We start from the raw sequence: 12,593 nt of genomic DNA on the forward strand, positions 1-12,593 counted from the left end.
GATTTGGAGTGAAGCAACGATGAATGAAATAGAAATTGTTTCAGATAATTTTCCCGGCGGAATTTATTTGTTGCAAGTAAAAAGTAAAGACGGCAAAATTATCTGCAGTAAAAAAATGGTCAAACAATGATCGTGTTACGCTAAAAGCAACGGAGGAACCGGGCAATATTGTTTTCAACGAGATCAACGATGCGGAAACCGAAAAAGGAAATTACCAGCTTCCGTTCAACGGAGAAAATCTTTCCAACGGAATTTATTTCTGCATCCTGGAAGTGAATGGTAAAATTTCGACAACACAGAAAATAGTGCTGATGAAATAAAAATAAAAAAAAAATTATCCTGATAGCTATCGGGACAAAACCCGAAACTCCAATCTTATCTCACCAGTGTCAGGAATCCGTGCTGATCATATTTCACTCCGTCTATTCCCGTTGCAAAAATGAGGTAGTAGTACGTTCCGTCAGATGCAGCTTTCCCATTCGTTTTTCCGTCCCATCCTTTTGTCACATCATTTCCCGAATACATTTTTATTCCCCAGCGATCATAAATTTCAATGGAATAGTAAGTGATATTTTTTTCATTCATTAAAAAAAGATCATTCACACCATCACCATTCGGAGTGAAAACATTCGGAACAGTGAATGCACTCGCATCAGCAGGCGGCGGTGGCGGCGGTGGCGGTGGAGGAGGTGGTGGTGCTGTAACACAACAGTTGGCTGCTACGGTGTCCGGCGTGTATTCCCAGAGATCATTTTCATAAGATCCTGATTCATTTTGCCCGTACGCGAGGTATCCTTTGCAATTAATATTCACTGCTGTGAGTTCATCGCGATTCACACCACCTATCGAAGGCCCTTGTGTCCACGAATTGGAAGCCACATCATAAATCCAGATATCATTTGCATAAGTTCCTGAAGATTGTGATTCGCCTGCAACAAGATATCCTTTGCAACCAATTGCAAATCCTGCGGCATCCACGCGTCCGTCCGGAATATTTGCGAGCTGCGTCCACGTATCAGTTGCCTGGTTCCATTCCCAGAGATCACTCAACCATCCGGCACTTCCATCATAACCGGAAACAACATAACCTTTATTACTGATAGAAAATCCAACTGCTTCTGATCTGGCAGGGCCGGCAAGCGGAGTTTTTTGCGTCCATGAATTTGTTACCTGATCATATTCCCAGAGATCATTCATCACCGCACTGAATCCCGCACCCAATCCTGTACACACGTATCCGCGTGTGCCGATGCTCCAGTCGACAGCACTTGCGCGCGGTGTTCCGGGAAATGCAGCGATCGCCGTCCAGAGATTAGTTGAAGGATCGTAAGAATAAAAATCGGATAGCGGATTGTTGGTATTATCGTATCCTAATCCAACATAACCGAGATTGCCAATAGAAAATCCGCTTGGTATCCATCTTCCCGGGCCCGGACAATTTGCTTTTTGAGTCCACACATCAGTGGAAGGATCGTATTCCCACGCATCGCTTACCGCATTTCCGAAACCAGAACTCGCACCGCAACAGAAATATCCTTTCGTGCCGATGCTGAATGAAGTAGGATAATCTTTCCCCGGCCCCGGAAAATTCGCTTTCTGAATCCAGGTGTTCTGAGAAAAAATTACGGGAGAAATAAAAAGGAAAAACAGAAAAAAATATTTCTTCATGATTTTTTTTGTTGTGGGGATGAAGAAATGATCGTGATTGCTATTACAAGATAGTGAATATTTGATGGCGATTTATGACAAATAGGTAGTGGGTCAGTTTGAAATTTTTGATATTTCTTTGAGCCTTTGTGACTTTGTGGCCTCGTAAGTATTTTCCAGATAAAAATTGTTTTGTTATCCATGAAATTTCGCGATGCCACAAAGACACAATGGCACTAAGTTTCAAACTGAAAATATTGTCAAAATCCAAACTGATACACTACCGACAAATAACAAACGATCAGCGATTCGTATATTCGTCCTGAACTTGTTCGTAATTTGTAACCAATGAAACACACCGCATTTTATCTCACCGCTCTTCTCGCGATCAGCGCATTGCTTTACCTGAATTTTTTCAGGAATAAAAAAAATGATGTGCCGGTAAATGTCATCTCAACGGATTCAGCGCCGAAACCTATCGGTCCCTATTCGCAGGCGATAAGAAAAGGGAATGCAGTTTTTGTTTCCGGGCAGGTAGGTATTGATCCGTCGAATGGAAAACCGGATACAAGTGATATTTCGTCGGAAACAAAACGCGCGATGGAAAATATTAAGGCGATTCTTTCTTCTTCGCATCTCACGATGAATGATATTGCGAAAACTACTATCTATCTCACCAACGTCGGGAATTTTAAAACAGTGAATGAAGTGTACGCTTCTTATTTCGGGAAGGGGCCGTTTCCTGCGCGCGAAACAGTGGGCGTTGCTGCATTGCCCAAAGGAATGCATATTGAGATCAGTGTGATCGCGGTGAAATAAATTCTTTGCGATGAAATCGGCAACTGTCAATGAATTGAAAAAAGAACTTGCGGAACTGGAGCCCGGCGATGTTGTGGAACTCTGCCTTCGTCTTGCGCGATTCAAAAAAGAAAATAAAGAATTACTCACGTATCTCATTTACGAATCGCATGACCTGCGCGCATACCTTACAGAAGTGAAAGCTGAAATGGACCGGCAGTTTACTGAAATGAACCGCTCCAATCTTTATCTCACCAAAAAAAGCCTTCGTGCAATTCTCCGGAGCAATAATAAATTCATCCGCTACGTCGGGAAAAAAGAAGCGGAGGCCGAGATTCTTATTTATTTTATTGCGTGTATTAAAAAGAATGGAATTCCCATTTACGACACCACGAAACTTTCCAATCTGTATTCAACGCAACTCGAAAAGATCAGGAAAGTAATTTCGGAACTGGAAGAAGATCTTCAGTATGATCTCACGCGCGAATTGGAAAATTGGGTGATCGCGAAAAAATGATCAGTCGGTACTGATGATCTTTTTACAAAGTGTTCTGTCCTCTTCATCTGTCAGTATCAGCAAATAAACTCCTGCCGGAAGTTTGTCGATACGGAATTGAGTTTGGCCTGCTACAGATTCTTCGAGAATTAATTTTCCTGCAACATCTGTAACGCGAATTTCTTTCGGACGGAATGCGGGATCTGTTTCAATTTTAAATTCACCGGAAGATGGATTGGGAAAAACAGAAAAATAATTTTCGCCCGAAGAAGGAGCAACCTGTGTCGTGAGATTCATCTGCGTAATAAAAATATCTTCATATCCTGCAGAAACTAAATTATGCACGCCGGGGCCCGGATCAAAATCTGCTGTGGAATCAAAATATCCTGTGGCGGTCACCACTCCGTTCATATCCACCGTAACAGAATTTCCTACATCGATAGCAGTGCCTCCCGCTTTTTTTGCCCACACCAGGTTTCCGGATGCATCGAGTACCTGAACAAAAATATCTTCCACGCCGGAAGAAGTGAGAAAAAAAGTTCCTGCACCCGGATCGAAATCAGAATTGTTTTTGAAAAATCCGGTGAGGTAAACATTTCCCGTTGCATCCGTAATAATATTTTTTCCTTCATCTTCAAGATTTCCGCCTTCCCGTTTTGCCCAAATGAAATTAGTGGCAGTGTCTAACTTGAGAATGAAAATATCGCTCGTGCCGAGTGAAGACAGAACATAACTTCCGCTGTTCGGATCAAAATCACAACTCTGGTAAAAATAGCCCGTCACATAAAGATGTCCTGCGTTATCGAGCACAATTGAATTTCCTTCATTGTAACTGCTGTTGCCTACTTTTCTCACCCACACAAAATTTCCCATCGGATCAAGTTTCTCAATGAAAATTGTCCAATTAGCAGTGGAAGAGGTAAAAGTAGAGCTGGGGCCCGGATCAAAATCGCAGGGTGTGCTTGTAAAAAATCCGGTGATGTAAGAATATCCATTGGCATCCACCGCAATTCCCTGTCCCTGTTCGCCGGTTGAACCTCCCATCTGGTCGGCCCACAAAAAAATTCCATTCGCATCGAGCTTCTGAACAAAAATATCGCTTCCGGCAGGAGTAAGATTATCCGTTCCCGAACCCGGATCAAAATCGGCAGTGCTGTTGAAGAAACCTGTAGTGAAAACATTTCCTGATCCATCGACAGCGATCGAGTAAGCTTCATTCCACTGCGCACCGATAATTCCTTTCGCCCATAAAAAATTCCCCAGCGGATTTAATTTCATCACAAACGTGTTAATGAACCCGGGACAAGTCATGTTATAAACTCCGGGGCCCGGATCGAAATCTGTAGTGAGTTGAAATCCTCCTGTCAGATAAATATTTCCATTTGCATCAAGCGTTATTTCATCCACATTATAGATCTGCCACACTTTTACCCAGAGAAAATTTCCATTCGCATCTAACTTCTGCAAATACATTCCGCCATATTGAAATGGCACGGTGTACACACCGGGGCCCGGATCAAAATCGATCGTGTCATAAAAAATTCCCGCCGAATAAATATTCCCAAATGCATCAGAAGCAATGGAATTTCCCTTGTCGCCATCGTGACTCCCCATCTGGTCGGTCCAGCCGGGCGATTGTGCGCGAAGAAAAAAAGTGGAAAGAAAAAAAGTGGAGAGAGAAAAAAAAAATTTAAATTTCATGATGATTGTTTTTTAGAAGTCAATGCTCATTGGGGAACGCGAATTCCTTTTGCAAGATAATTGAAATCGTGCGGGGCATTGACACCGTTGCCTAAACCGGTTTCTGTATAAATAATGAGCAGCGCATATTTTCCATTGGGGCTGAACCACAAACCGGTCGGCTGAATATCAAGCGCGCGGATATGCGGATCATTGATGTGAACGGAATCGCCGGGCGTAACGATCGTCGCAGTCATTCCTTCGAAAAAACGGTTATCATCTTTTGCGGGAGCCAGGGTGTATTCAATGCTCCACGTCGAATTATTTTTCATAATAGGAAAATCAACATAGTTGATCGTGTCGCTGCAATTGATGTGGAATTTTTTCAGCAGCGGTTGAATGCTGTCTTTATCACGTTCCCAGAATGCCGGAACCTGTTTTTCATCCAGCAGGTTTGTTCCATCCATATTTTCAAACCATTTTCCGGCAAGGGTATCTTTCATTGCATCATAAACCACCACACCGAATTTGCAGGAGGAACGATGCTCTCCCCAAACGAGATAAGCTGCTTTTCCATCTGGCGACCATCCAATAGGATGAAAATTTTCTACGTAAGGCGAATTGTAAACTGCAAAATTATAATCGGGATCGCGTTCTGAATTCGGAATAGACGGACTCAGTTTTGCAATATCCACACGTTTCGGAAATGCGCATTGGGAATGCAACATCGGAGTTGCGCTGAAAAAAATAAAAAATAAAATAATTATACGGTTCATTTCTTTTCGGGAAAGCTTTGTTAATTTAATCCCTGTAAATATCGGGATGAATTTACGCAAAACAATTCTTGAAGAACATTCCAAAAATCAGACCATGAAGATCGTGAAGTGGGTGGGAAACGACCGGGAAAGATTTTCGGAACTCATGAAAATATTTCTCAGGTACGAATACCGCCTCACGCAGCGCGCGGGCTGGCCCATGAGCTATTGCGTACGAAGGCGCGAAGTTGAATAGGAAAGCAACAAACTGAGCCACTACCGATTTTTCCTTGAGTGCCATAAATTCATTTTCACTTCGTAACTTGTTTCACTATTAAGATCAGGATCATGAAAAAAATGCATCATCTTACTACGGCCGGCATTGGTCTTGGCGCCGCTTCGGTCGCCACTTTATTTTCCGGTTACACGTCCATCGCGAGCGCACTCGCACTCGTTGCGTATTTTTTTACACTGTCTGAAGTTCCGAAGCTGAGTTCATGGTACCAGTTCGTCATGCTCGCGATACTGGGGCCGATTCTCGGTTACACACTCGATCACGGGCATGCACGTTTTCCTTTTTTCACTGTGATCATTTTTATTACTGCTATTCTTCCGTTGTTCCGTCTTATTTTTTACAAAGCAATGTTGCACACAAAATTACTTTGGGCAGAACCACCGCTGATCCTGCTGTGTATTGGCGCTTATGTTTGCGTGAATATTTTTTATCCGCAGGGATGGCAGGCCTGGTTTTATCCTGTTCTTCCAATGGCGTTCACTGCGCACCTCGTATCGGTTTTTGTAATTGAAGGAAGGAGCATGAAAAAGATCAAGGAAAAACAAGGTGATACACGCGTGGGATCTCCGGCTCCTGATTTTGAATTGCAGGATCAGACTGGAAATGTGGTGCGACTTTCCGATCTGAAAGAAAAACGTTCGGTGCTTTTACTTTTTATCCGTGGCGATTGGTGTCCCGCGTGTCACATGATGTTGCGCACGTACGGGAAAAGCAGTGCGAAGCTGCGCGAAAAAAATATTTTATTGCTTGGTATTGGCCCCGATGATATGGGAACAAATAAAGCGATGGCAGAAAAATTAGGAATTGAATTCCGCATTCTTGCCGATCCCGGCCAAAAAACTTCCATTGCATACGGAACGCATATTGAAAAAGAATCTGTTCCATTCCAGGGACGTTCGGGTTACGAAGAAGGACTTCCCATGCCTTCTACTTTTCTCATTTGCGATAATGGAATTATCCGTTACCGTTCGCGCGCTGATAACGCGGGAGAATTTTTAAATCCCGAAATTATTTTTGATGTGCTGGAAAAGATCGGGGTAAAAAGCGGCGGTGGACGGTAAGCAGTAAGCAGTAGTAATCTATGTGTAATCAGTGGCAATATTATTTGCCATATATTGAAGAATGTTTTTGTAAAGAAAAAGTGCAGCGCTTAATTAAAATCCACAAAGTGATTCGTGAAGCTGATGGTCATCGTATCCCATTGCGAAAAAATATCTTCACCCACTATTCCATAATAATCTTCAAATGCTTCCACCACGCCGCTCGTTTGCACAGAAGCGCGTTTCAGTTCATTGCCCGCTGTTCCTATGTGATAGCGCACGTGCGTGAGCAGGAGAATGGAAACTTTCTGAACGCCGCCTGCTCCGCCCACAGCAGACTTTCCTTCTTTCACATTTTTAAGTGAATCGGAATAATGATTCTGAAAATTTCCGTCGAAAATAGTAGCCGCCGCTCCGGTGTCAAAAATATAAGCGTGTTCTTCTCCGAAAATTTTCATATTCACAAAAGGAGTATTTCCATTCATCCCGAGATTATGAAAAGAAGAAGTGGTTAATGTATAGGGAGAAAAAATGTGCCCATTCTTTTTTATTTGGATCTCGCCGAGCTGCGCGATCACGGGAAAGCCAACGATCCCTTTTATTTTATAGAGTCCGCCGGCGAAGCGCAGATTTTTGTCGGGCATGACAATAAATACCACGTGATGAAAAGTTACGTTTCCGAATTTCAATTCATCGGCCACGCCTAATTCCGCGCCCACATTTTTTTTCGAAGAAGAAGTAACACCGAAACTGGCATCGAGAATTTTCACATGCATGCGCGCAGCTTCCGATTCTGAAATGGTGGAAAGATTGGCGCCGCTGTCCACAATGAATTTTCCTTTCACACCGTTCAATTCCACATTTATTCGCAGCAATCCCGCGAGATCGCGTGTGTACATCATGTCGAGATCGCCGTTGCGGATCATTTCCTGCGGAGCCACATCGGCGAGCGCTTTTACCATTCCATCTCCGTTTCTGATATCTTCCATAGTTGTTGTATCGATCACGTTTGCATATTTGGTTTCAATAACAACAGCATCTTTCGCCGCCTGCGCATAATTGAATAGACGAAGAGAATTTCCGAAATGCAGCAGCACCAGTTGCGAAGCCAGCGAATCATCGGGATGAAATTCTTTTTGATTCAACAGTTGATCGATAAAATAATTTGAAGTAGCAGCATTTCCGAACCAGGAATGATAATAAGCGCCGAAATAATAATGATCCTCCTGGCCGAGCGAAGCAGAATCTTTTTCATACGCCAGCATGAACCCGAAAAAATCATTTTTCTCAACGTGGGTTTTCATTTTTGTGTCTGAAGGAAATTCTGCTGAGAGGAGAAAGGGAATGGCGAGGAAAAGGGAGAGGAGGAGATTTCTCATTTTAAAATGTTTTATGCTTAATGTTACATCCCGCTCGATCAGCGGCTGACCGATCTAAGAATCAGTTTGAGAATAATTGGTCGGGACTGATTGCTTTAATTTGACTCTTTTTGTAGTCTCTGAGATTTCTGGTAATTATGAATTTTATTTTGTCAACTGTCAATGCACTGTGGTGTTGAACAGCGTCCTCAAAGTCATTGAAGTCTGAGTTCAGTGCGTGGCGCAGGATTTTTTCTGTTACGGGTATGACTTGTAAGTAGTCAAGTAAGTCAGTTAGGAGCGACCTTGCTTTATTGTCGTCAACATTTTTGCAAAGAATATAGTATGCTGTAGTCACTGAATTGCTTGACGTGTAAAGTCTAAACTGGCCATTATGTGTCCCCACGAAGATTTGAGCGGCAAACTTTGAGAACGGCTTTCTGTCACCCAGGAAGTCCAGAATAATATCGGTGTCAAGAAAAATATCTGTCATTTTTTGTCTTTTGAGGAAAGAATTTTTCTGATTTCTTTTTTGTGGTTAAGTCCTCTCGGAATATGTGCAGATCCGAAAAGGCACCTGAGTTTTGGAGGCAATTGAGATGAATCGGATTCCTTGTCCGATTGCACTAAGGTCTCCAGATAAGATTCAATAAGGTCTGAAAGACTTCGCCCAGTCTTGCTGGCATAGTCCTTTGCTCTTTGAATAACAGCCTTTTCAATAGATAATGTCAATTTGGAGGTCATGTACGTATGATTTTTTCAAAGATACGTACATTTATTTGAAACTCGAAACACGGCTTGCAGGTAACGATTGGCAGTCTCGAACTAAACTAAGCCGCGAAGAAATTTCTCAATCGAGATACACCGCATCTTTTCCTTCGGCGAGTTCTACAGAAATATGTTCCTGCATGGTGGTGGCGAGCGAGAGCCCCACAAAATTTGTCTTCACCGGGAAACGATTATGATCGCGATCAACGAGTACAAGTGTGAGTACCGACTTCACAGGAAACTCAAGAAAAAATTTTACGCCGTACATGAGCGTGCGGCCTGAATTGGAAACATCATCGATCACCACAATTGTTTTTCCGCTGAGATCGGAAATACTTCCGCCTTTGATGGTTGGTTTTGAAAGCGGGTTCTCTTTGTCAATGCAGAGTTCGATGAGCGTGATCTTCATTGGAGAAATGGAAAGCAGAACTGTTTCTATTTTTTTTGCGATCACAAATCCGCTCGAAGCAATTCCTGCAATGATAATTTCTTTCTCTTCATAACATTGTTCAAACAATTGCCACGCCAGGCGATTGATGCGCTGGCCGATTTGTTTTGAATTGAGGACGAGTGTTTTTTCCCTGCTCATAAATTTCTCCTGGTTGTGTCGGGTGTTACACCCGACTCCGCTTGGTCATCCTGAGCGCGAGTCGAAGGATAACCCGACGCTACTTCGTTTTTTATTTTATCAGTGAAACGTGGCCGATGAATTTATGTTTCTTGTCAAACACATCAATCACACTTGCTTTCCAGACGTACACATCTTGCTGGCAGATCTTTCCGCTTTTTCCCTGCACAGTTCCATCCCACGGATGATTGATATCGTCGGTATAGTAAATAAGATTTCCCCACCGATCGAAGATCCACATCTCGTATTTTTTTATTCCCTCACCCACGCCGGTGAATACGTCATTGATACCATCACCGTTCGGTGTAAATGCATTCGGGAAATAAATAGAATACTCCGGATCGATGCAAACCTGCAGCGTATCGGAATCCGGACAGTTATTCGCATTATTAGCAATGAGAATAACATCATAACATCCGGGCTGCTCATTCGGAAACTGATAAACAGGATTCTCCACGAATGAACTGTCGAGATTTCCGAAATACCACGTCCATGAATTTGGATTTCCGGTGGAGAGATCGGTGAACGTGATATTCGTTTCAAAAATATTTGTCGGTTGTGGCGATGCAGAAAAATCTGCATTCACATTCTGGCTCACACAAACATAATTTGGCATCGTTAAAGTTCCCACGCAGTTGTTTGCATCCGTAACCGTAAGCGTCACATTGTAACATCCCGGAAGATTGTAAAGTGCATTCACATTCGGCCCGCAATTGGTAGAAGTAATTGTATTGCCGAAATCCCAGAGACAACTTGTGCTGCCTGCTGTATTGTTGGTGAACGTAACTGCGAGCGGAGCACAGCCGGTGAGCGGAGTTCCGGAGAATGTAACAACAGGAGGAGGACTCACACTCACTGTTACAAAAGCAGAATCATTCGGAGTAGTGCATCCATCAGAAAGTATCACCGTGTAAGTTGTATTCACTGCAGGTGAAACAGAAGCAGTAGAAGTATTTCCGGCAGTTCCCGCTGGCAACCAGGTGTAGGTGTAAGGCCCGCCATTTCCACCGGTACCAACTGCAGTGAGTGTAGAATTTCCTCCTGTGCAAATTGAAGTTGGATTCGCAGTGAGTGTTACGTTGAGTGGAGGATGAACAGTTACTGTTACGTTTACGATTGGCCCCGGACATCCGTTACCATCGCTCACTTGCACAGTATAAACTGTTGTTACCACCGGAGAAACTGTTACGCTCGCAGTGGTGCCCGTGCCCGCAGGTGTCCACGTGTAGGTGTAACCCGCGCCTGTGCCACCGCCTGCAACTGCAGTGAGTGTTGATGATTGCCCGATGCAAATTACAGATGGATTTGCAGATGCAGTTGTTGTTACTGCAGGTGGTGATGTAACAACAATTGTTTGCGATCCTGAACAGTTACTTGCATCGGCATAATTCACAGTGTAAGTTCCTGCGCAAAGATTCGTTGCTGTTTGTGTAGTTTGATTTGCTGCATTCGCTCCCCACTGAAAAGTGTAAGGGCCAGTTCCGCCGCTTACGGTGCACGTTGCAGTTCCATCACACGCGCCTGCGCAAGATTCATTTGTATTCGTAACTGTAGCGGTAAGATTTCCGGGAGAACCTTGAACAGTAATGGAAATATTTGCAAGGCAACCATTCGCATCAGTAACAAGAACGTTGTAAGTTCCCTGCGCAAGATTATTCATCGTATTCGATCCTGCAACGTTGTTCGCAGTTTGAATCACATTGTTCAATGCATCGGTCCACACAAAATCATAAGGGCCAACTCCTCCTTGCGGAGTTACTGTTGCAGAACCATTCGACTGGCTGCAACTTGCGTTGGTTGAACTCACGAGCAATTGCAATTGTGTTGGCTGTGTGATGTTCACTGTTCCTGTTGTAACACAATTATTATTTACATCGGTAACAGTAACGGTATAAGTTCCTGCAGTAAGATTATTCACCGAGTTCGCACCTGCTTGTCCATTTGCAGTTTGAATAACAGTGTTGGAAGAATTCACCCAGCTGAAATTAAATGGGCCGGTTCCAACAGGAGTTGCAGTTGCAGAACCGTTGTTGCCACCGAAGCAGAGAATATTTGTTTGAGTCATTTGCGGTGGCGCACAACAATTCAATGTTGCGTTGAATTGATAAACAGGATCATTCGAACATGCGACGTTGGTCCAGTTTCCTGTTTCACCATCGCCATACGTATCGATGTTCACACTGAGATCGGCTCCTGTTGCAGCAGGCGGACAGTTTTGCGCAGTGATCGTCCAGCAAAAAGTCCAGTTCACATTTCCCTGGCAATCGTCGCCGAAATTATTCGAAGGATTTCCATCAGGACCACCTTGCACAATATCACCATCGAAGAAAAATCCATTTTCATTTCCATTCGGTGTTGGAATATTATTGAACCATTGCCACACTCCGGGTCCGCCATCGCAGGTTGCAGCGCCGGTAAGATTAGTAAGCGTTGCCATGTTCCAACCATTTCCGAACAGCGGAACAACACCGTGCAGCCAATTTGTATTCTGCTGATCCCATTGCGTGATCGTGTAACAGAAAGTTACTGTTGTTCCACCCTGGTAAGTTCCATTTACAGGAAGAGGATTCACAGTGAGATTTGAAGAGAGCAAACAATCAGCGCAACTATTCTGATTCTGTAAAGTCATATTGAAATTTCCCTGATCGCCGGGACTTCCTCCACTTACTTGTATGTAATACGTTTGACCGATCACCATCTGATCGATCGTGCAACTCAACGTATTTCCGGAACCAATGCAACATCCGCGCCCGATGAGCCCGCCGCAACTTCCCTGGTAAACTGCAATGTTCGGATTGGAAATTCCGCCGGTGATATTAATGTTCACAGCGTTTCCGTTATTTACAAATGAATACCAAACATCTGTAGCAGGATTCGCCATCGGTGTTGTATTCGTGGGTTGACAATTGATGAGCGTTACGTAAGGAGTTTCCGTTTGCGAACCGATGTTCGTGAGATTGTTGAAAGTGGAAACGGTACCGAGTCCGCTTGGGCATGCGGCAGGAGCGCCGAGTGTGCCTAGCGATTGCGCGCCGAAACAATCGTCATTCGAAAGTTGCGCGAAAGTTTTTTCTGTAAAACCGGTTAGGCCGGCAACGAGAAGAAGGAGGTAGATCTTTTTCATGCCG

General features: G+C 43.7%; 11 protein-coding genes. 4 read left to right on the top strand and 7 right to left on the bottom strand.

What is annotated here, in order from left to right:
• Positions 1 to 375: 375 nt before the first annotated feature.
• On the bottom strand, positions 376 to 1,668 hold the full coding sequence (locus tag HY064_11605; GenBank protein ID MBI3511302.1) for a gliding motility-associated C-terminal domain-containing protein: 1,293 nt from the start codon (positions 1,666 to 1,668) through the stop codon (positions 376 to 378).
• A gap of 414 nt (positions 1,669 to 2,082) precedes the next feature.
• Here HY064_11605 and HY064_11610 point away from each other — a divergent pair, with 414 nt between their 5' ends.
• Together HY064_11610 and HY064_11615 are read left to right on the top strand one after the other, a co-directional pair.
• Positions 2,083 to 2,466 carry a RidA family protein gene (locus HY064_11610; GenBank protein MBI3511303.1) on the top strand — a complete coding sequence of 128 codons (384 nt, stop codon included), beginning with the start codon at positions 2,083 to 2,085 and terminating at the stop codon, positions 2,464 to 2,466.
• A gap of 10 nt (positions 2,467 to 2,476) precedes the next feature.
• Complete coding sequence (locus HY064_11615; GenBank protein MBI3511304.1) at positions 2,477 to 2,962, top strand: hypothetical protein; 486 nt, start codon at positions 2,477 to 2,479, stop codon at positions 2,960 to 2,962.
• Here the strand turns inward: HY064_11615 and HY064_11620 are convergent, their stop codons facing one another.
• Positions 2,963 to 4,642: a T9SS type A sorting domain-containing protein gene (locus HY064_11620; protein MBI3511305.1), complete on the bottom strand. Its 1,680-nt coding sequence runs from the start codon at positions 4,640 to 4,642 to the stop codon at positions 2,963 to 2,965.
• Between the two features lie 26 nt (positions 4,643 to 4,668).
• A complete protein-coding gene (locus HY064_11625; protein ID MBI3511306.1) occupies positions 4,669 to 5,397 on the bottom strand; it encodes a hypothetical protein in 729 nt (242 codons plus the stop codon).
• A 46-nt stretch (positions 5,398 to 5,443) separates the two neighbouring features.
• Between HY064_11625 and HY064_11630 the strand changes: the two genes are divergently transcribed.
• The gene (locus HY064_11630) at positions 5,444 to 5,632 is read left to right on the top strand and encodes a hypothetical protein (protein MBI3511307.1); all 189 of its coding nucleotides are present in this window, start codon (positions 5,444 to 5,446) and stop codon (positions 5,630 to 5,632) included.
• A gap of 92 nt (positions 5,633 to 5,724) precedes the next feature.
• Positions 5,725 to 6,732, top strand: a complete 1,008-nt coding sequence (locus tag HY064_11635) for a redoxin domain-containing protein (protein ID MBI3511308.1) — start codon at positions 5,725 to 5,727, stop codon at positions 6,730 to 6,732.
• A gap of 89 nt (positions 6,733 to 6,821) precedes the next feature.
• Here the strand turns inward: HY064_11635 and HY064_11640 are convergent, their stop codons facing one another.
• From HY064_11640 to HY064_11655, 4 genes are all read right to left on the bottom strand, one after another.
• On the bottom strand, positions 6,822 to 8,090 hold the full coding sequence (locus tag HY064_11640) for an aspartyl protease family protein (protein ID MBI3511309.1): 1,269 nt from the start codon (positions 8,088 to 8,090) through the stop codon (positions 6,822 to 6,824).
• 61 nt (positions 8,091 to 8,151) lie between these two features.
• Positions 8,152 to 8,562: a PIN domain-containing protein gene (locus HY064_11645; protein MBI3511310.1), complete on the bottom strand. Its 411-nt coding sequence runs from the start codon at positions 8,560 to 8,562 to the stop codon at positions 8,152 to 8,154.
• Between the two features lie 357 nt (positions 8,563 to 8,919).
• A complete protein-coding gene (locus HY064_11650) occupies positions 8,920 to 9,426 on the bottom strand; it encodes a phosphoribosyltransferase (GenBank protein MBI3511311.1) in 507 nt (168 codons plus the stop codon).
• A 91-nt stretch (positions 9,427 to 9,517) separates the two neighbouring features.
• Positions 9,518 to 12,589, bottom strand: a complete 3,072-nt coding sequence (locus tag HY064_11655; protein MBI3511312.1) for a gliding motility-associated C-terminal domain-containing protein — start codon at positions 12,587 to 12,589, stop codon at positions 9,518 to 9,520.
• Between the last annotated feature and the right edge of the window lie 4 nt (positions 12,590 to 12,593).

The organism is Bacteroidota bacterium (assembly GCA_016194975.1).
Classification (GTDB): domain Bacteria; phylum Bacteroidota; class Bacteroidia; order Palsa-965; family Palsa-965.

Excerpts from the sequence above, each read along its gene's own strand:
- HY064_11650 (MBI3511311.1), bottom strand. The coding sequence starts at position 9,426 with ATGAGCAGGGAAAAAACACTCGTCCTCAATTCAAAACAAATCGGCCAG.
- HY064_11630 (MBI3511307.1), top strand. The coding sequence starts at position 5,444 with ATGAATTTACGCAAAACAATTCTTGAAGAACATTCCAAAAATCAGACC.
- HY064_11640 (MBI3511309.1), bottom strand. The coding sequence starts at position 8,090 with ATGAGAAATCTCCTCCTCTCCCTTTTCCTCGCCATTCCCTTTCTCCTC.
- HY064_11655 (MBI3511312.1), bottom strand. The coding sequence starts at position 12,589 with ATGAAAAAGATCTACCTCCTTCTTCTCGTTGCCGGCCTAACCGGTTTT.
- HY064_11635 (MBI3511308.1), top strand. The coding sequence starts at position 5,725 with ATGAAAAAAATGCATCATCTTACTACGGCCGGCATTGGTCTTGGCGCC.
- HY064_11625 (MBI3511306.1), bottom strand. The coding sequence starts at position 5,397 with ATGAACCGTATAATTATTTTATTTTTTATTTTTTTCAGCGCAACTCCG.
- HY064_11620 (MBI3511305.1), bottom strand. The coding sequence starts at position 4,642 with ATGAAATTTAAATTTTTTTTTTCTCTCTCCACTTTTTTTCTTTCCACT.
- HY064_11605 (MBI3511302.1), bottom strand. The coding sequence starts at position 1,668 with ATGAAGAAATATTTTTTTCTGTTTTTCCTTTTTATTTCTCCCGTAATT.
- HY064_11615 (MBI3511304.1), top strand. The coding sequence starts at position 2,477 with ATGAAATCGGCAACTGTCAATGAATTGAAAAAAGAACTTGCGGAACTG.
- HY064_11645 (MBI3511310.1), bottom strand. The coding sequence starts at position 8,562 with ATGACAGATATTTTTCTTGACACCGATATTATTCTGGACTTCCTGGGT.